Genomic DNA, 19,936 nt, shown 5'->3' with positions numbered 1-19,936 from the left:
AGATCCCCCCGCTTAGCCCCGATTTAGGAATGCTAGGGTTTGGTAATGGTTAAAGTCAACCTAATTTCCGAAGAATGACATCTATACATATGATTTCTTTGAGTATTTTTTTATCTAAAATGCAAGATAACCACTAGATCGTTGGCCGATTGCGGATGATACGACTAAATGCTGTGTATTTTCGGTTAAATTGCCATTTCGTGACTGACTTGGTCGAGCGCGCTGAAATGTGCGCCAGCGCACTGCCGTTTCCCCCTCAAGCGCGCTACATTGCCGGTATGTTCACGACCACACCTTATATAGGGCGTGCTTGCGCCACCCTGTTGCTCCTGGCCCTGCTGCTTGGCGCCGGACAACCGGCCTTGGCCGAGACACGGCTCGCCTTGGTGATAGGCAATGGCAAATACGGCCCAGAAGTCGGCTCCCTCATCAACCCACCCAACGATGCCAATCTCATGGCAGAGCGGCTGACCGGCCTCGGCTTCAAGGTGACCAAGCTGGTCAATGGCGACCAGAAGGCCATGAAGCGGGCGATCTCGGCTTTCGGCCAGCAATTGTCGGCGGCGGGTTCCGATGCCGTCGGCCTGTTCTTCTATGCCGGCCACGGTATCCAGGTCGATGGCGCCAATTATCTCATCCCCGTCGGTGCCGCGATCGGTGCCGAAGCCGATGTCGACCTCGAAGCGGTCTCTGCGGAAGCGGTGCTGAAGCAGATGGAATTTGCCGGCGCGCGGGTGAATATCGTCATCCTCGACGCCTGCCGCAACAACCCGCTGCCGCGCTCGATGCGTTCCGCGGGCAGCGGCCTTGCCCGCATGGATGCGCCGACCGGCAGCTTCATCGGCTATTCGACCGCCCCCGGCAATGTGGCTGCCGATGGCGATGGCAAGAACTCGCCCTATACTGCGGCACTCGCGGCCGAGATGACCAAGCCCGGCATCGCCATCGAAGAAGCGTTCCGCAATGTCCGGGTCAAGGTGATGGAAACCACCGGCGCCCAGCAGGTGCCGTGGGAATCTTCCTCGCTCACAGGTGCGTTCTTCTTCAAGACGGGTGCCGCGCAGGTCGCTGCCGCGCCGCAGCCGGCTGCCAAGAAGGCCCCGGTCGAGGCCAGCGCCGCTGAGGAGAAATTGTGGGATCTGGTCAAAGACAGCAAGAATCCAGGCGAGTTCGAAGCCTTTCTTGATAGCTTCCCGGATGGTTACTATGCCGGTGTCGCGCGGGCTCGAGCGGCAGGGTTGCGTAGCGCGTCTGCGCCGGTCGCGGCGGCCAGCGCCAGCCAGCCGGCTGTGCCGGAGACCAAAGTGAAGGTTGCATCGGCAGCACCGGAACCGGCACCTGCTCCTGAACCGGAAACGCAGGTGGCCTCCATCGCCCCGGCACCTCCGCCCGTCAGCAGCGATGGCAGCATGATCCTTTCTCCGAAAGTGGGCGGCATGCTGAAGAGCTACCTGTCGAAGCTGCAGAACCGCAAGGGCGCCTTCGCCGTTTCGCCGGACGGCTTGTTCGCCGGGTCCTTCACCTGCGAGGAAGTCGGCCAATGCGTGCCCGGGAAGCGCGGCCTGCCGCAGAATGTCGACCCCGGCTATGCACAGAAGACCGCCTTGCAGAAATGCCGCGGTCTCGCGAAACAGGAATGTGTCATCCTGTTCGTGCGCGACGACGAAAAGCTCCCTTACTCGGTGGCCGCACAATAGGCCGCATCAAGCAGTGCGGGCTGTCTCGCGCCGTGCCACGCGACTGCTGGGGAAGCGCAGGACCACGCGCGTACCCTGACCGACCTCGCTGCTCAGGTCGATTGAGCCACCATGCAATTCCATCAGCCGCTTGGTGATGGCAAGGCCAAGCCCCGTGCCGCCAAAGCGCCGGCTGATCGTGGCATCGGCTTGGTGGAATGCGGAGAACAGATGCTGCATCGCCTCTTTCGACATGCCGATGCCGGTATCGCGGATGACGATCAGCAGGTCGCCGCCATCGTCGAGACGGCTCGACAGAAAGACGACCCGGTCCGGCGGCGAGAACTTGATGGCGTTGGTGAGCACGTTGAGCACAATCTGCGATACCTTGTGTGCATCGGCGGTGAGCAGTGGCAGATCGGTCGCCCAGTTGCACTCGATGCGAACCTGGCCTTCCTCCGCCTTGGCGCGCAGCATCTTCACGCATTCTTCCGCCACGACCAAGATATCGACCGGCTCTTCGGTCAGTTCCTCTTTGCCGGCTTCCAGCTTTGACATGTCGAGCACGTCGCTGATCTGCTTCAGCAACCATTGCCCGCTCTTGTAGATATCGGCGGCATAGGTCGCATAGCGATCTGGCGCATCGCCGAAATACTGGTCACGGATCACCTGTGAGAAGCCGATCACGGCATTGAGCGGTGTGCGCAGTTCGTGGCTCATATTAGCCAGGAACTCGGTTTTCGATCGGTTGGCGATCTCGGCCGCATTCTTGGCCCTGAGCAGTTCATGCTCGCGCTGGCGTTGTTCGGTGATGTCCTGAAGCGCGCCGCTGATTTCGATCAACCGGCCCTCGGCGTCGAACGTCTTCTCGCAGATCGAGCGCACATAGCGCAAACCGCGATAACGGGAGTCGATGCGGTATTCCTGGGTGAGTGTCGCCGCGGGACCCCAGCGAAATTCTTCATATCTCTGCCAGCTCCAATCGGCGTCATCCGGATGGACCACCTGGCGATGCCAGTCATGATCGTTGAGAGCCACATCCTCCGGCGCGAGGCCGAGGAGGTCGGCGGTATCGCCCGAAGACTGATAGATGCCCGGCATGCCGTCGGGACTATCAAGCGACAATTGCCAGGACCAGTGGCACAGGCCGGACATGCGCAACGATCGGCGCAATTCCGCCTCGGCTCGCTGCAGGCTGCGTTCAGAGGCCCGCAATTCCGTTACGTCCTGAAAGGTGCCGGCGATCTGGATAATGTCGCCCGCTTCATCGCGCCGCCGTTCTCCGGTCTCGCGAACGTAGAGCAGCCGTCCGGTTCGATGAATCGCACGATACTCGATCGAATAGGTATCGTCGCCGCCCTCCCGGAATCGCTTGTAATGGCTGCGCAGCATCTCCTCGTCTTCCGGATGCGCGATCATCTTGGCGAACGGATCACCCTGGTTGGGCAGGCTTTCCGGCGGGTAGCCGAACAGGTCTTCGACCTCGTCGGAATAGGTGTAATGGCCGTGTGAATTCGTCGGGTTGAGATGCCATTCGATACCATCCGGCCGCCAGTACCAATGACACAGCTTGGCCATGCGATGGGCGAGGCGCAGATAGGTTTCATTGCGCAACAGATCGAATTCGCTGCGCCGTAACTCGGTAAGGTCAAGTCCGACTTTGAGGAGCACCGGGGCCCCGCCCGGTCGGAGCTGCAGGCGAACATTGGACCAGCGGATCAGATGCCGCTTGCCGCACTTGGCGACCCACGACCCTTCGCGGAAAACGGGCCGGTCGCCCCTGAGGGCCTCGGCTTCGACCGCCCTCTCGGCGCCAAGCTCGCCGGGCAGGAAAGTTGATTGCCAGATTTCCGGCCGCGCCAGTTCGGCATCGCTGTATCCCGATACGCGCTCGGCCACGGCATTCGCCTGCATCAGCCGCCCTTCGGCGGAGCGAAGGATAACGATGGCATCGGCCGCTTCAAATCCCGCCTCTACCAGTTGGCGCTGCGCCTTGATGGTAAGCTCGCCGGTCCCAGCCATGCGCAGAACGGTGTAAGCGGTAACGCTGCCCAGGACCACGAACGCAACTGGCAGTATCTCTCCCGCCCACCCTGGAACCAGCATGATCGCCAGCATCAATGACACCAGCGTCAGCAAGGTGATCGCGCCAAGGGTCAGGATCAATAGCGGCTTGTTGCTGCCCGCAAAACGCGACAGGAATACTTGGCCAAAGGGCGCCCGTCCGGGAAGGTGAAAATCAACCAGCGACGAGACGGCCTGCCGCTCGGCGGCGGCATGAAGCCGACCTCCGTTCGCCATCTCCTTCTCGTTGGACCCGCTATCGGCCATGACCCTCTGGCATTTATCGTTCAATGCGTCGGCGTAATCCTAGGTAGGTTCGATTAACAACTGTTTACCCTCGCCAGGGGAGTGACCTATGGAGATCTGGGTTTTTTGGGTGGGGAGGCCCTGGCGGCCAACGTTCAATCACCGGGGCAACGCTGCGTCCGTAACCCATTTTGGGGGCGTTAAGGGATTGAAAAGGATGATCGTCGAGGACCTGTCCAAGGCACAGCGGTGCGGCAACCCTCTTGCCCTGGGTTTGAGGGGCTGGAGCCACCAGGTTTCCCGGTCTCGGCTTCCTCGCCTGATGGCGTGTCAGGAGTTTAGGTGTCCTCAATACGGCCAGTCCCATGCGGATGTGGCCGGGTCCATCAGTCAATGACGGCGCGCAAGGTTGCATCTCGGGAACGAGCAGGATCCTCGCGCCGGGTGGTTCACCAATGTGGATGCGCCGACAACAAAATGCCGCGCCTGCACAAGACCCGGCAACAATGTCGATCTGCCGGGGCGTGATTTGAAACAATCTGAGTTGGGTTGTCCGGCGTCCAAGCTGCTGCCGACCGGCCTGCACCGATCCATTCGTGAGGCGCTGTCGCGGAGGATGACGAGTGATACGTCACCCTGTATCGTATCGCTGGTCGACCAACCAAGGATCGTCGCAGAAGCGATCTGGGAGGAACTCGAATGCCCGTTCTGAAATCCGCCTTGAATGCGCAAGACCCCGCGCGCCAGGCCAATGCCGCGGCGATGGCGACGCTTGTCAATGATCTTGATCGTGTCCTCGGCGAGATCGCGGAAGGTGGTGGTGCCGATGCGCGCAAGCGCCATGTGGCGCGCGGCAAACTGCTGCCACGTGAACGCATCCAGCGCCTGCTCGATCCCGGTACGCCCTTCCTTGAACTTTCGCCTCTCGCTGCACACGGCGTCTATGGCGACCATGTGCCGGCGGCAGGCCTTGTCACCGGCATCGGCCGCGTCTCTGGTCGACTGTGTGTGATCGTCTGCAATGACGCGACGGTCAAGGGCGGCACCTACTATCCGCTGACGGTGAAGAAGCACCTGCGCGCGCAGGAAATCGCTGCCGAGAACAATCTGCCTTGCATCTATCTCGTCGATTCCGGTGGTGCCAATCTGCCCAACCAGGATCAGGTCTTTCCTGACCGTGATCATTTCGGTCGTATCTTCTACAACCAGGCCAACATGTCGGCGCGCGGTATCCCGCAGATCGCGGTGGTGATGGGCTCCTGCACCGCCGGCGGCGCCTATGTGCCAGCGATGTCCGACGAAAGTATCATCGTGCGCAACCAGGGCACCATCTTCCTGGGTGGCCCGCCCCTCGTGAAGGCGGCCACCGGCGAAGAGGTCACCGCCGAGGATCTTGGCGGCGGCGATCTCCATGCGCGCCGCTCCGGTGTCGTCGACCACCTCGCCGACAGCGATTGGGATGCGCTGGAACGGTGCCGCAGCATCGTCGGCCGGCTGGGCAGCGACACGGCAATAGCGCCGCATCTTCCCGTGCAGGAGCCCCTCTACAACCCAGATGAACTGGGTGCCATCGTGCCCACCGATGCGCGCAAGCCCTACGATGTGCGTGACGTCATCGCCCGCATTGTCGACGGCTCGGTGTTCGACGAGTTCAAGCAACACTACGGCGAGACGCTGGTTTGCGGCTTTGCCCATCTCTACGGTCATCAGGTCGGCATCATCGCGAATAACGGCATCCTGTTCTCGGAATCGGCGTTAAAGGGCACGCATTTCGTCGAATTGTGCGGCCAGCGACGCATTCCACTCCTCTTCCTGCAGAACATCACTGGTTTCATGGTGGGCAGGAAGTATGAAGCGGGCGGCATCGCCAAGGATGGCGCAAAGCTGGTAGCGGCGGTCTCGACCGTCGCGGTGCCGAAGCTTACCTGCATCATTGGCGGTTCCTTCGGTGCCGGAAATTACGGCATGTGCGGCCGTGCCTTCGGCCCACGCTTCCTGTTCATGTGGCCCAACGCGCGCATCTCGGTCATGGGTGGCGAGCAGGCAGCCTCGGTTTTGGCCCAGGTGAAGCGCGATAATTTCGCCATCAAAGGCGAAGCGTGGTCGGCGGAGGAGGAAGATGCCTTCAAGCAGCCGATCCGCGCGCAATATGAAAAGCAGGGTCATCCCTATTATGCCTCGGCCCGGCTGTGGGACGACGGCGTCATCGCGCCCGCTGACACGCGACGTGTGCTGGGCCTCAGCCTGATTGCCGCTCTGCAACAGCCGATCCCGGAGACCCGGTTCGGCCTCTTCCGCATGTGAGTCCTCATGACCGATATCGATTTCCAGAAATCCGGCCGCGTCGCCCAGATCATCATCAACCGGCCGGAACGCCACAACGCCCTCGACATCGCCATGATCGACGAGTTCCACGGCGCGCTCGACCAGGTTGGAGCGGACAAGAACATACGTGTCCTGCAAATCCGCGCCCGCGGCACCAGCTTCTGCGCCGGTGCCGACATCAACTGGATGCGCCGCATGGCGGAATATGACGCGGCCAGCAACATCGCCGACGCCAAGCGCCTCGCCGGCCTGTTCGAGAAGATCGCCTTCATGACCATGCCGACCGTCGCCGTGGTGAATGGGCCGGCCTATGGCGGCGGCATCGGCATCGTCTCGGCCTGCGACTTCGCAATCGCCGCACCGACTGCGGAATTTGTACTCTCTGAAGTAAAGCTCGGCCTCATCCCCGCGGTGATCAGCCCCCATATCATCCGCGCGATCGGCGCCAATGCCGCCAAGCGCCTGTTCCTGACCGGCGCCAAGTTCGGCGCAGCCGAAGCGCAGCGCCTAGGGCTGCTCAGCGACGTAGTGGCGGCCGATCAACTTGACGCTGCTGCCGAGGCGCTTTCGAAGCAATTGCTGGAGAATGCGCCGGAAGCGATGGCGGAGGCCAAGGAACTGGTCCAGTTCGTGTCCTCGCTGCCGCTGGGCCGCGCGGTCATCGATGGCACCGCCGAGCGCATCGCCAAGCGTCGCGCCAGCGCCGAGGGGAAGGAAGGCCTGACCGCCTTTCTTGAAAAGCGCACGCCGTCATGGCGCAAGGATTGATCGGAATGCGCACGGCGCTCCACCCCTCACCCCGACCCTCTCCCCACTTCGTGGGGCGAGGGAGGTTCGGGCGAGATCGATATGAAGCCCCTCGCCCCATTCTTATGGGGAGAGGGGTGGGGGTGAGGGGTATTTCGTCGAATATTGAAGAGGCCTAGGACGAACATGTTCACCAAGATCCTCATTGCCAACCGAGGCGAGATCGCTTGTCGCGTCATGACGACGGCGCGGCGGATGGGGATCGCGACGGTGGCGGTCTATTCCGAGGCCGACGCGTTGGCGCGCCATGTGACGCTGGCCGATGAGGCTGTGTTGATCGGTCCGCCGCCGGCGCGCGAATCCTACCTCGATGGTGCACGCATCATTGCGGCCGCCAAGCAGACCGGGGCGGAAGCCATTCATCCCGGTTACGGGTTCCTTTCCGAGAATGCAGGTTTTGCCGAGGCGGTGGCCAGGGCAGGTCTTGTCTTCATCGGGCCGCCGGCGAAGGCCATCCAGGCGATGGGCGCCAAGGATGCGGCGAAGATTCTGATGCGCAAGGCCGGTGTGCCCGTCGTGCCCGGATATGAAGGCGATACGCAGGATGATGCGACGCTGTTGAAGGCCGCGGCCAGGATCGGCTATCCGGTGCTGATCAAGGCGGTGATGGGTGGTGGTGGTCGCGGCATGCGCCGGGTCGACCGGGCCGAGGATCTCGCCGAAGCGCTGGCCTCCGCCAGGCGCGAGGCGCAGTCCGCTTTCGGCGATGCTGCGGTGCTGATCGAAAAATACCTCACCCGCCCGCGGCATATCGAGGTTCAGGTCTTCGCTGACACCCAGGGCAATGTGGTGCATCTCTATGAGCGCGATTGTTCGCTGCAGCGCCGCCACCAGAAGGTGATCGAGGAAGCGCCGGCTCCCGGCCTTGATGAGCAGACACGCAGGCGCATGACCGATGCCGCCATCGCTGCGGCCAAAGCGATCGATTATGTCGGCGCCGGCACGATCGAATTCATCGCCGATGCCGATGACCTCACGCAGTTCTTCTTCATGGAAATGAACACGCGGCTCCAGGTAGAACATCCGGTGACCGAGATGGTGACCGGCCTGGATCTCGTCGAATGGCAATTGCGCGTCGCCAGCGGCGAGAAACTGCCGCGCCTGCAGCACCAGATTGAACTCTGTGGCCATGCCATCGAGGCGCGCATCTGCGCAGAGGACCCGGCTCGCGATTTCCGCCCGGAAACCGGTCTGATTCTGGATTGGCAGGTGCCGCAAAGTCCGGGCCTGCGTCTCGATGCCGGTATCGAGACAGGCAGCGCCATCGGCAGCCATTACGACTCCCTGCTCGGCAAGCTGATTGCCTCCGGTGCCGACCGCGCTGAGGCGCTGGCGCGCTTGACGCCGGCACTCGAACAGACGCGCTTGGCCGGTATCGCCAGTAATCTTGATCTGCTGGCGCGTGCCTGTGCGCATGCCGATTTCCGTGCCGGTCATGTCTATACCGGTTTCATCGCCGACCATGCCGCGGAATTGCTGGCGCCAACGCCGCTTGATGATGCCGGCTGGGCGATCCTGGCTCTGGGCGAGCAGCTTCAGCTTGGCAGCAATGATCCATCGCCCTGGGCCGCCACCGACAATTGGCGCCTGGGCGGCCCGGCGCCGCTCGACTGGCATTTCGAACTGGGGGGTGTGGATTACACCGTTTCGCTGCAGGTGACGGCCGATGGCTGGCGCACGCCATCGCACAATCTGCGCCTCGTTTCGCGTGATGGGCACAGCCTGCTGGTAGAGGTCGACGGCCGGCAAATCTGCGCCCATCTCCATGCCGATGGCGTCACGCGCTGGTTGCAGATCGGCGCTGGTCGCTGGCGGGTGCGGGCGCTGGGGCCGTTCGGCCGGCCACCGGTGCGCAAGGATGCCGGCGGTGCGCGCACCTCGGTGGTGCTGGCGCCGATGCCGGGGCGCATTGTCGCTGTGCTGGTCAATCAGGGCGATGTGGTGGCACCCGGGCAGATCGTGCTGCGGCTCGAGGCCATGAAGATGGAACATAACCTCGCTGCCGATATTGCCGGCGAGGTCGCCGGATTGCTGGTCGGCAATGGCGACCAGGTGGTGGAAGGCGCGGAACTCATCCGCATCAACGCGGCGCCTTCGGTGGCGACATGACCCTGCCTGCCAAGGTCCGCATCGTCGAGGTGGGGCCGCGTGACGGCTTGCAGAACGAGAAGGTCGCGGTGCCGGCCGCTGTGAAGATTGAACTCATTGAAGATCTTGCGGCTGCTGGATTGTCGGAGATCGAGGCCGGCGCCTTCGTCTCGCCGAAATGGGTGCCGCAGATGGCGGATTCCGCGGCCGTGCTCGCGGGTTTGAAGCGTGATCCGGCGAAGCGCTATCCGGTACTTGTGCCCAATCTGCAAGGGTTTGAGGCGGCGATCGCTGCCGGTGCGCGCGAGGTCGCGGTGTTCGCGGCGGCCTCGGAATCCTTTGCGCGCAGGAACACCAATTGTTCTATCGCCGAAAGCCTTGAGCGGTTCCGGCCTGTGATGGTGCGGGCGGCGGAAATTGGGATTCCTGTCCGTGGCTATATTTCCTGCGTGCTCGGCTGTCCCTATGAGGGCGAGATCGCGCCCAGGGCCGTGGCGGATGTCGCTAAAGCCTTGAAAGACATGGGCTGTTACGAGATTTCACTGGGCGATACGATCGGGGTCGGCACGCCCTTGGCGACCCGCCGGCTGATCGAGGCGGTGGCCAGCCACGTGCCGACCGCTGAGCTTGCCGCGCATTTCCACGATACCTATGGCCAGGCCTTGGCCAATCTGCTGATGGCGCTGCAGATGGGGATCGGCGTCGTCGATGCATCGGTCGCTGGCCTCGGCGGCTGTCCCTATGCGCAAGGGGCGACCGGCAATGTCGCCACCGAGGATGTCGTGTTTATGCTTAACGGCATGGGTATTGAAACCGGCATCGATCTCGACAAACTTGCCGCCGCAGGCTGGCGTGTTCTCCATCACATCGGACGCGAACCGACTGCGCGCGTCTCGCGGGCGATGTGGCAGAAACAGCAGAAATCACAGGCCTAAACGCGCTATCACGCGATTGGTGATTGCCGTCACTCGCCATTTATGGAATCTAGGCATATCTGTCGAAGCAAGTTGTTTTGCCGGAGTCTCCGGCGCTCACTTGCACAAAAGGTTGGTTAAGATCATGCGTAGCAGATACGAATTCGACGACGTCCTCGAGCTCACCACCCCCATTCGCCTGAAGAACGGTTTGCGCGGCTATTTCCGGCCGTTGCTGGAACGTTCGGCGTGGCGTCGAGGAATATGATGCGATGCTCGAGGGTAATCAGATGATCCGTGGGCTGATGGCCCATGAGTTCAAGTGACCGGCCAGCCCGCCAGGACCTGGTCCGCGCGGCCTGAGAGAGGCCCAAAGGCGCAGATTCCGTCGCCAAAGACGGGGATATTTGCGACTTTTCGAGGGATATTGTCGACTTTCAGACTTCATTAACGCCCGTCCCGTACCTTGAGCGTCTGTTGGACCCCAGGGCGGGAGGGCGTGATGAAGATCGGCAAGTGGTTAATGGAGATGATCGCCGGCACGCCGGCCCCTCAGATGATCCCGGTCCGGGTGACCGACCGCGCCCATGAGGCGGAAGCAGCCCGCCAGATGTTCGACCGGCGGCTCCGCGACGCCCAGGGCAGCCAATCGATGACCGATGCGATCCGCCGCCTGCGCGGCTAGCCCAACATAAAGTTGGGGTGGATCGGCAACCAATCCCGAGTCAGCGCCTCAAGTAATTTTCTGCCAGAGGGATGAATCCGCCACAGCCCAGCATTGCGGGGCGGCGGGGTTTCGGCGTGCCCGGCACCTGGGATATAGTCCGCGCGGCTTTTCCAAAAGGCGCCGGATCATCAGCCGCGCCCAGATCATGAAGAGGGATATCACATGACGTCGAATGCGAATCTGCAGCAGCGCCGCGTGGCGGCCGTGCCACGGGGTGTCGGCAACGCCTATGCGATCTTTGCCGAGAGCGCCAAGGGCGCCGAGATCACCGATGTCGAAGGCAAGCGCCATATCGATTTCGCGGGCGGCATCGCCGTCATGAACACCGGCCATGGCCATCCGAAGATCATCAAGGCGGTGAAGGACCAGCTCGACAAGTTCAGCCACACCTGCTTCCAGGTGAACCCGTATGAGAGCTATATCCGCTCGGCGGAACGCCTCAACAAGCTGGCGCCCGGCTCCACGCCGAAGAAGACCATCTTTCTGACCACCGGTGCCGAAGCGGTCGAGAACGCGGTCAAGATCGCGCGCTCCTACACCAAGCGGAGCGGCATCATCGCCTTCTCCGGCGCTTTCCACGGCCGCACCCTGATGGGCATGGCCTTGACCGGCAAGGTCGCCCCCTACAAGACCGGCTTCGGCCCGTTCCCCTCGGACGTATTCCACGTGCCGTTCCCGGACCCGGCGTTGAACGATGGCGGCGCGCAGAGCCTGAAGATCCTCGAGACCCTGTTCAAGGCCGATATCGGCCCGGACAATGTGGCGGCGATCATCATCGAGCCGGTGCAGGGCGAGGGCGGCTTCAACGTGGTGCCGTTCGAGTTCATGCGGGCACTTCGCGACATCTGCACCAAGCACGGCATCATGTTCATCGTCGACGAGATCCAGACCGGTTTTGCGCGCACCGGCAAGATGTTCGCCCATGAGCATAGCGGCATCGAAGCCGACCTCATCACGGTGGCAAAGTCGCTGGCCGGCGGCTTCCCGCTCTCCGGCGTCATCGGCAAGGCCGAGATCATGGACGGCCCCGCGGCCGGTGGCTTAGGCGGCACCTATGGCGGCAGCCCCATCGGCTGTGCCGCTGCCAACGCGGTCCTTGACGTGATGGAAGAGGAAAAGCTGGTCGAGCGCGCCAACATCATCGGCAAGCAGATGACCGACCGCTTGAACGACATGAAGAAGCGCAACAGCTTCGGCAACCGCATCAGCGGCATCCGGGGCTTAGGGGCCATGGTCGCCTGCGACGTGGTGAAGTCGGACGGCTCGCCCGATGCCGAGCTCACCAAGGCCATCACCCAGAAGGCCGGCGAGAACGGCCTCATCCTGCTCTCTTGCGGCGTCTATGCCAACACGCTCCGCTTCCTCATGCCGCTGGTGGCGGAAGAGAAGCTGATCTCCGAAGGCTTCGACATCCTGGAAAAGACCATCGCCCAGGCGATCGAGGGCGCGACGAAAGTGGCGTAGCTGCGCTTATCCCTCGGGCGGGCCCGAGGGGTAGGGTGGTTGAAGAATGAAGCGCGTCGGGCGGAGTGCCCGGCGCGCTTTTTCTTTGTGCGTGGAACTCCGCCGTTTGCCAGCCCCCTCCCCCTTCAGGGGGAGGGAAGGGGTGGGGGCCGCCACAGTCCCGATCTCCCCTTCTCCCTCTCCCTTCAGGGGGAGGGTCGGGGTGGGGGGCTTCTTTATCCGACTTTGCGCTCCGAGCGTGACGCCGCGCACAGCCGCGCGCGCCGACCCTTGAACGGGAGCGTGCCCACACGCAACTCACCCCCAGTTGATCGTCCATCCCGGTTCCACAAGGTTCAAGGAGATAGGCCATGTCACGCACCTCAACAGTCTCGCGCGCCCTCGCTCTTGCCCTGTCGCTGGGCACCCTCGCCATCCCGGCCGCACCTGCCGCCGCCGGAGACGGCATCCGTCTGCTGGGGAGCATCTCGAATCTGAAGACGGACCCGGACGAGGCAACCCGCACCGGCGGCAATGCCGCACCGTCAGGGAATGAACTCGGGCAGCTGACCGTCCAGGAACAGACGGCGCGCCGCAGCACGACCAGCCAGTCCAGCTCCAACCTGCTCAAGAAGAACTCGGATACGCAGAACGCGATCATTCAGAATATCAAATGACGCGGTGCTGCGATTCAGGGGTCGGGCGAGGCCGACCCGGAAGCGGTAGGCCAATTCCTTGGTCGTCAAGAAGCACAGCAATACTCAGAACGTAGCTGATCCAAAAATGATGTATTGTATCACGCTATCAACTGGCGGTTGTCCGCGGTATTGCCAGCGACAAGCCCGATGGGCAACTTCGCCAGCGTCATCCGAAATCAACCGCGGGTTTGGCTCAGATATGCGAGCAACCGAAAATGGGGTTTTCGATTGGGGCGGGAGATCAAGAAAACATGGCCCGGGAACCTGCGGCACTTTTAAGCACTATTGAAGGATTGGCAGTTGCCCCTTGATGAGCGGTATGATACCACTCATAAATGCAACTTATGCAAGCCGCCGATGCCATAGCCCTATCCGGCCTTTCGCCGCACCAACTAAAAGAGTGGTGTGGGAGGCGCGGTGTAGTCATGCCTGATGTTCGCGCCGCCGGGCGCGGACGGCACGCTCTCTATTCTTGGCAGACAATTCTCGCGCTGCGCCTCCTAAAGGACCTACACGACAACTTTGGTGTCGAAGTGGGTGCTTGGACAATGGCAATCGGTTGCTGCCAGACACAGTTGCAAGCTCGATCTTTCCCCAGCCTTTGGAATACCTGGGCTATCTTTCCAAGCACCAATGATGCACTTTTGGTTGCAGAGAGTGAGATAGTTTTCAGTGCTTCCTACCTTGCGGTACCTCTTGATGCGCATTTGAGCGCACTAGCAATTGGACTGAGACTACCAGGGCGTCCAGACCAACTAGGCTTATTTCCAGCTGTCGTGGTGCATCGATGAGTATCTCAGAAATTGCCAGTTCTTGGGGCCGTGAATTCGGACTGGCGATAGCACCACTGTTTGAGCACGGAGAATCGGTAGCGCCGGGGCAACACCACGTCATGCTTGATGGTGGCTACGGAACCTTTGCTTTGTCTACTTCGGAAGAAGATTTGTGGCGGCAAGGTGATCCCGCCGCATGGGCCTGGTCGAGCGACATTCCCCATCATGTCACTGTGACGGTAAATCGTGTTGCTGTCGTTCGGTGGGATCGGCCAAACGAGCCGAGAATTTTTGAGCGCGGTGGGGTGGAGCGCAGTCTCATCAAGTTCTATAGCTACCTAACAGACGATCGGCTGAGATCCAACAAGAGTGTAGTTGATCACCTTCTAGGATTATTCCGCCGCATAAGGTCATTGAGTCATGCTGCTGGAATTGCCGATGAACGTACGACCGACATATTCGTGGCTACTCTTGCGGGAATGATCGCGCATGAAGAAGTTCTGGGGCATCCAGAGCGTTTCGGTTTAGCGCCAGATGTTTTGGACTTACAAGCTAGCCTCGATTCAGTTGGGCTCGCCGCTGCACAGGATGAAATTTCTCGTGCCTCTGGGTCTCTTTCTTTGTTGAAACTGCATCCGGCGCTAGCCGTGCGACACGCCGGCGGACAATTATTTCAAGAAGCCCACTTTGAATTGCTTCGCGCTCCTAACTCCCTAGATTTATTTGGCTTGATTGGTGCCCCAGACGTAAAGGTTTCCTCGCGCGGGGGCACACACTACACCCCTCCAGCGCTCGCTCGTAGCGTGGTGGAGCAGGCTTTGGGTGCGTTAGGCCATATACATACTCGCAAACAACTGACGATATGCGATCCGGCCTGTGGTTCAGGAGCATTTCTTCATGAGGTGCTCCGCGCGTTGCGGCGTTCAGAGTTCAAGGGGCAATTAGTTATAGTTGGGCAGGACATTTCCACAGCGGCCATCGCGATGGCCGGTTTTGTCCTGCATACTGCCTTACGAGATTGGTCGCCAGCCGGTGGGGTTAAGCTTAAGTTACACGCCGGCGATTCGCTTGCAGACCTCGGGGTTCCTAAAGCCGATCTCATAGTCATGAATCCACCATTCCTCGCATTTGGATCGCAGACGCCGCTCCAACGTGAGCAATTGCGCGCGGCGATGGCCGGCGCCGGGACTGCGCGCGGCGATTTAAGTATGGCGTTTATCATAAAGGGGCTCCAATCACTCAAGCCAGGAGGTGTGTTGGGTGCATTATTCCCAGCTAGTCTTTTGTCGCTAAAAGCCGCAGCGCCATGGCGCGAAATGCTACTAGACTTGGGAGAAATTCAACTGCTGGCCTCGATCGGTGATTTTGGATTGTTCAGCCACGCGATGGTACAGGTGGCGTGTGCAGTGATCCGAAATGGCAAGTCATTGCACCCGGAAGACGCGACGGCGCTTGTTTCTGGAAATGATCCAAAGGCGACGGGAGGTGCTCTCCGATGGCTTCGTAAGCTGAACTACAAGACGCCCTCCACGCCAATAACAGAAACAGAATGGAGTCTGTTTCCCATACCACTATCCGGTTTGAGGCGGCGTTCAACTTGGCGGTTCCCATCTCCAAGCAGTGATCGCATTTTGCGGGCGCTACAAGACACTCAACTGCCTGCCTTAAGTCACCTGTTCGATGTTCGCCAAGGCATTCAAACCGGCCTAAATGAGGCCTTGCTACTAGTTGAAGATGATTGGCAAAAGTTGCCTCTGAAAGAACGACATTTCTTTCGCTTGGCTACAATGTCGGACTCTATTCAGAATGGGCTCGTCAAAAAACCGTATCGGCTATTTTTCCCGCACTCCGAATCTGGCCCACTTTTTAGTGATGAGCAGAAAGTAAGAGCCGCGGTGCCTAGGTATTTTGATCGTTTCCTTGAGCCATATCGCGACCGACTAATGAAGCGTGCCTCGATAGTTAGGGCGCGACGGTCAGATTGGTGGGGGTTAATGCGCCCTCGTGCCTGGAGTTTCTCGCCGACACCGAAGATCGTATCGAAGTTTTTTGCAGCCGAAGGTGGGTTTGCGGGTGACTACGAAGCAACATACGTTCCTGTTATGGGACACGCTTGGTTTCCAAAAGATGCCCTTTCAAATGCAATGGAAGAATCGCTTCCAATCACACAAATTCTTGCTGCTTACGTCGCCTTTTTCAATTCAACAGTATTTGTTCGGATTTTGGCCTCTATGCTCCACATGTTGCAGGGGGCAGTATGACTTGAGCACTCGTCACGTAGAATCTATACCAGTACTAAATTTTAGGATCTCAGCATTGATCCCGAACGGGGGCGAATTATAAATGAGCTTGCCACGCTTGGTCTGTCTATCAATCTAGCAGACCCGGTCTGGAGATCCCGTAGATCAACTTTGTAACGGTTTTGTATGGCACGCGCGTCCTCACAGACCTCTGAGCATGGATTGTCGCCGCTGACAGCGACCAGAGCGGCCCTTGATCACCGCTGGATGGGCCTCAGCCGAGACTTTAGTGCCCTATTGGAGCTTGATCGCGGCGAGGTTCTTGTTGAGCCGGAATACCAATCTGAAGGTGTTTGGGCGGGTCTAATCGGTACAGCCAGTGAGCGCATAGAGCGCAATAAAGGCGGGACTCATTCTGTCGTGCCGCTCATGAAATTGTCACATGGCATTAACGCGTGGCTGGGTTTCAATGAAGTTTGGAACATGGACAAAGGCCCTAGGCCCTTTACGTTTCGCCACATCGGTTTGACCGTGCATTTCGGATTTGTTGGGGATCCAGTTAAACCACAGATTTTCCGAGCAGAGTGGTCAGGGATTCGTGACTGGAATGGCGCAGGATTGTCCTTTCAGAGTGCGGGCGCCGGTCATCCGCACTGGCAATTCGACTTGTTCGAAACTCTCAGAGAGACATTTGTCAAAAAGCAAACAGATTTTTCTTCTGATGAGTCCGATCTAGTGGAGGATTTCGCCAAAGCTTCAGCGGATTCTGATGTAATGAGCCTAACAAGTCTCGCTACGATTGAACGCATGCATTTTGCAAGCGCTGAACCATGGTGGATCGGACAAGCGACAGATATTAAACCAATTCATCAGAACGCACCGGATGCCGAGGTGGGTCTAACGCGATGGGTTTCAGCTTGCATTAAATATCTAAAGCAAGAGCTGATTCACTGTCAGTTCCGAACGTCGTGACCCGACGCAACATCTCTATGCGAGCGTTGCTATATGGCGCAGACAAAGTACGGAGAACGACGGAGGGCCGTCATGCCATACCCCTCACCCTCAATGGAAGAGGGGATGAGGTGCCCGGGGGCAAGAACTTTCAGTTGCGCCCCCTACCGCCGACGCCCCTTCCCCCTGAAGGTGGGAGGAGAAAGAAGAAGCGGGGCGCCTGCTCACCCCAACGCTTGCATCACGCCCAGGGTGAACGTGGCGCTCATGGCCGTCACCAGGGCGGCGATGGTGAGGATCATGCCGGTGGTGCGGTAGCGGTAATTCTCCGGTGCGTGGCTGACGCCATAGGCGTGCAGGGCGCGGCCGGCGAGCAAGGCGGCGCCGGTGGCGTGGAGGAGAAAGTGGGGTGCGCCCTGCAGTTCCGCGAGAACCATCAGGATGAGGACCAGCGGGACATACTCGCCGCAATTGGCGGCGACGCGGATGCGGCGGGCGAGGTCGGCATCGCCGCCATCGCCAAGCCCCACCTGCAGCGTGCGGCGGCGGCCGATCACGCGCAAAGAGAGGATCAGGAACAAGAGGGCGAGCGGGCCGGCATAAAGCGGGGTGATGCTCATCGTCAGGATCATGGCTCTGCCTCGCCTTGCTGGGTTGCTCACCACTCTACGGCGCCGGGGGCCTGGTGGATCGCTCAGCCGCGCCGAGCTGCCAGGCTAGCGCCCCCAGCCCTATCTCCCCCAGCCTTATCTCTTCCGGTGCAGCCAGTCGAGATGGGGCTCGTTGAGCCCGGCCTGGAAGGCGATGCGGGTGCGCATCAGGCGTTCGGAGGCGTCCATGTCGGGCATGTCGCGGCGCTGGCAGGCGGCATCGCACAGGGCAAGCTCGATGCGCGCGGCCTGGCTGGGGAGGAGGCTCGCGATCTGGCCCGCCTTGAACGCGGCCTGGAACAGCAACAAAACCGGATCGTCGCTGCGCGATTTGCCGAGGCGCCAGATCTCATACTCCACCACCTCCTTCGCAAAGACGCGGTCGGGCATGAAATCGGCCATGCTCATGCGGCCCTTGCGCTCGAAGCCGAGCTTTGTCGCCAGCGCCAGCGAGGCCGGGTTGAGGCGGCCGAACACCACCAGCGAGATGCCCTGGAAGCGCGGCCGCGGCTTCTGCTGCGGCGTCCGGTATTGCGCGGCCGGAAGATGAGGGGCTTGCGGCGCAACTTGCGCCAACAGCCAGTCGATGGCGGCGCTGGCCGCTTCATGGGCGAGGCCTTGGCCCCAATACCGGGGATCGAGGCCGTAGAGGAGTTCCGGATCGGTGCCGAGATCGGGCGGTGAGAAGCCGCACCAGCCGATGAGGGCGCCAGGTGTGCCAGCATTGCCGGGCGCGGTGTCGCCCGCTGTGTCGTGTTCTGGGAGGCGCACGGCCCAGATGCCATGGCCGTGGCTGTCCCAGCTCTTGTTGTGCCAGCCGATGCGATGGGCAGCGACCTTGCGGGCACGCGCCGGGGTCGAGCTGTTGGCGGTGATGCCGCGGACGACCTCGGGATTGGCAAGAATCCGCGCCAGCGCCGGCACGTCTTCCGCCGTGAAGGCATTGAGAACGAGGCGCGCCGTGGAGAGTGTCGGGATGACGAAGGGACCGGCCCCGGGCGCGGCCCCGGCGTCAGCGGTATCGGCGTCAGGGTTATCGGCGGCGAGGGCAAGGGTGGGCTGGGTCATGTGGGCAGGTCTCGTCAGGTTGGCTTGGGGGCGGGTGGGACGAGCATGCAGCCTGCGGCGATGCCGGGCAGTGATCCGGATCACAGTCTGGGTGGGCGGTTGCGCACCTGGTCGAGGGTGGAGACGATCTTGCCGAAGGTGATCACCATGTTGACGCTTGCATCGTCATCGGAGAGCGGGAGGAGGATGCATTCCTGGCTCACCAGGAACCCGGCCGGGTGCGGGATCCGCGACCAGTCATAGACCGGCGTGCGGCCATCGATGACCAGATTGTAATTGCCCATCGGATCCGAACTTTCCTTGCCGATGGCACATTCCGCGATCGTGCGGCCGGTCGGGTTGTAGCCGCGCACCGCGACCTCGGCCTGGCCCACCAGCCGGTAGACGAGGCTGCGGCCGTCGGGGTGGTCATGGACCTCGATCAGTTGCAGGAAGGGGAGCCAGCGCTTCATCTCAAGCGGGTCGATGTCGCTGCGCCTCGGCATCCGGCGCGGCGAACCGTCGGGGTTCCGGCGCTTGCTGTCCCAATAGCGGTAGAAGCCCAAGGTCTCCGGCGCGCAACGGCGCGCCATCTCCGCCATGTCGGTGGTGCGGGGATAGGGCTGGGGATGATCGCTGTCCGGAGGCATCGCCGATCATGGCAAGGCCGCGGGCGGTCGGCAAGGGGGTTCGTTCACCAGATGTGCTCATGCCACGCGCGCTTTTGTCGCTGGCGCCTGGGTCGCCATCGCTTGACAGAAAAGGTTGATATCAACAGAGTCATTGCCATGAGCAAAGCAGCGACGCAGCCGCGCGGGAGTCTCAAGGACCCGCCGCCTCTCCTGGCAGGCGAGGTGCCCTATGCCACCACGCTCCATGTGCGCGATTGCTGCCTCTGCCTCCATGTGCAGCGGGCGGCGCGCGCCCTGGCCCGGCGCTTCGACGAGGCCTTGCGGCCGCTCGATCTCACCAACGGGCAGTTCTCACTGCTGATGTCGCTCAATCGGCCGGTGCCGGCGGGGATGGGGTCGGTCGCGCAATTGCTGGCGATGGACCGCACGACCTTGACCGCGGCATTGAAGCCCCTGGAGCGGCGCAAGCTCATCCAGGTCAGCGTCGATCCCGACGACAAGCGCAGCCGGAATTTGAAGCTCACCGCCGCTGGGCGCAGATTGCTGGCGAAGGCCCTGCCGATCTGGCAGCAGCAGCACGCCCTGGTGGAGACGCAGTTGCCGAGTTCTGCCCCCGATCGGTTGCGCAAGGATCTCCTGGCACTGTCGTGAGCGG

16 protein-coding genes are annotated in these 19,936 nt (G+C 61.2%); 12 read left to right on the top strand and 4 right to left on the bottom strand.

Annotation, left to right across the window (positions count from 1 at the left end; all coding sequences use genetic code 11):
• Positions 1–200: 200 nt before the first annotated feature.
• Positions 201–1,697, top strand: a complete 1,497-nt coding sequence (locus IPK59_20510) for a caspase family protein (GenBank protein MBK8161036.1) — start codon at positions 201–203, stop codon at positions 1,695–1,697.
• A 6-nt stretch (positions 1,698–1,703) separates the two neighbouring features.
• Here IPK59_20510 and IPK59_20505 read toward each other — a convergent pair whose 3' ends face one another.
• Positions 1,704–3,977 carry a PAS domain-containing protein gene (locus tag IPK59_20505; protein ID MBK8161035.1) on the bottom strand — a complete coding sequence of 758 codons (2,274 nt, stop codon included), beginning with the start codon at positions 3,975–3,977 and terminating at the stop codon, positions 1,704–1,706.
• A 418-nt stretch (positions 3,978–4,395) separates the two neighbouring features.
• Between IPK59_20505 and IPK59_20500 the strand changes: the two genes are divergently transcribed.
• From IPK59_20500 to IPK59_20455, 10 genes are all read left to right on the top strand, one after another.
• Positions 4,396–4,698: a hypothetical protein gene (locus IPK59_20500; protein ID MBK8161034.1), complete on the top strand. Its 303-nt coding sequence runs from the start codon at positions 4,396–4,398 to the stop codon at positions 4,696–4,698.
• On the top strand, positions 4,686–6,290 hold the full coding sequence (locus tag IPK59_20495; protein ID MBK8161033.1) for a methylcrotonoyl-CoA carboxylase: 1,605 nt from the start codon (positions 4,686–4,688) through the stop codon (positions 6,288–6,290). Before IPK59_20500 ends, IPK59_20495 begins: the two co-directional genes overlap by 13 nt.
• Before the next feature lie 6 nt (positions 6,291–6,296).
• Positions 6,297–7,079: an enoyl-CoA hydratase/isomerase family protein gene (locus IPK59_20490; protein ID MBK8161032.1), complete on the top strand. Its 783-nt coding sequence runs from the start codon at positions 6,297–6,299 to the stop codon at positions 7,077–7,079.
• 165 nt (positions 7,080–7,244) lie between these two features.
• On the top strand, positions 7,245–9,227 hold the full coding sequence (locus IPK59_20485) for an acetyl/propionyl/methylcrotonyl-CoA carboxylase subunit alpha (GenBank protein ID MBK8161031.1): 1,983 nt from the start codon (positions 7,245–7,247) through the stop codon (positions 9,225–9,227).
• The gene (locus IPK59_20480) at positions 9,224–10,141 is read left to right on the top strand and encodes a hydroxymethylglutaryl-CoA lyase (GenBank protein MBK8161030.1); all 918 of its coding nucleotides are present in this window, start codon (positions 9,224–9,226) and stop codon (positions 10,139–10,141) included. The genes IPK59_20485 and IPK59_20480 overlap by 4 nt, the downstream gene beginning before the upstream one ends.
• A gap of 481 nt (positions 10,142–10,622) precedes the next feature.
• Positions 10,623–10,805 carry a hypothetical protein gene (locus IPK59_20475; protein ID MBK8161029.1) on the top strand — a complete coding sequence of 61 codons (183 nt, stop codon included), beginning with the start codon at positions 10,623–10,625 and terminating at the stop codon, positions 10,803–10,805.
• A 204-nt stretch (positions 10,806–11,009) separates the two neighbouring features.
• A complete protein-coding gene (gabT, locus tag IPK59_20470) occupies positions 11,010–12,311 on the top strand; it encodes a 4-aminobutyrate--2-oxoglutarate transaminase (protein MBK8161028.1) in 1,302 nt (433 codons plus the stop codon).
• 350 nt (positions 12,312–12,661) lie between these two features.
• Entirely contained in the window at positions 12,662–12,967 is a 306-nt protein-coding gene (locus IPK59_20465; protein MBK8161027.1) for a hypothetical protein, read from the top strand.
• 913 nt (positions 12,968–13,880) lie between these two features.
• The gene (locus tag IPK59_20460) at positions 13,881–16,022 is read left to right on the top strand and encodes an SAM-dependent DNA methyltransferase (GenBank protein MBK8161026.1); all 2,142 of its coding nucleotides are present in this window, start codon (positions 13,881–13,883) and stop codon (positions 16,020–16,022) included.
• Between the two features lie 201 nt (positions 16,023–16,223).
• On the top strand, positions 16,224–16,973 hold the full coding sequence (locus tag IPK59_20455) for a hypothetical protein (GenBank protein ID MBK8161025.1): 750 nt from the start codon (positions 16,224–16,226) through the stop codon (positions 16,971–16,973).
• Positions 16,974–17,176: 203 nt separating this feature from the next.
• Here the strand turns inward: IPK59_20455 and IPK59_20450 are convergent, their stop codons facing one another.
• From IPK59_20450 to IPK59_20440, 3 genes are all read right to left on the bottom strand, one after another.
• Positions 17,177–17,572, bottom strand: coding sequence for an MAPEG family protein (locus IPK59_20450; protein ID MBK8161024.1), 396 nt, complete (start codon positions 17,570–17,572; stop codon positions 17,177–17,179).
• 126 nt (positions 17,573–17,698) lie between these two features.
• Entirely contained in the window at positions 17,699–18,670 is a 972-nt protein-coding gene (locus tag IPK59_20445) for a GNAT family N-acetyltransferase (GenBank protein MBK8161023.1), read from the bottom strand.
• Positions 18,671–18,750: 80 nt separating this feature from the next.
• On the bottom strand, positions 18,751–19,299 hold the full coding sequence (locus tag IPK59_20440; protein ID MBK8161022.1) for a PAS domain-containing protein: 549 nt from the start codon (positions 19,297–19,299) through the stop codon (positions 18,751–18,753).
• Between the two features lie 138 nt (positions 19,300–19,437).
• Here IPK59_20440 and IPK59_20435 point away from each other — a divergent pair, with 138 nt between their 5' ends.
• Entirely contained in the window at positions 19,438–19,932 is a 495-nt protein-coding gene (locus tag IPK59_20435; protein MBK8161021.1) for a winged helix-turn-helix transcriptional regulator, read from the top strand.
• The last annotated feature ends 4 nt before the right edge of the window (positions 19,933–19,936 follow it).

This window comes from Rhodospirillaceae bacterium (assembly GCA_016712715.1).
Classification (GTDB): Bacteria; Pseudomonadota; Alphaproteobacteria; order Dongiales; family Dongiaceae; genus Dongia.
This window is presented reverse-complemented; position numbering and strand designations above follow the sequence as displayed.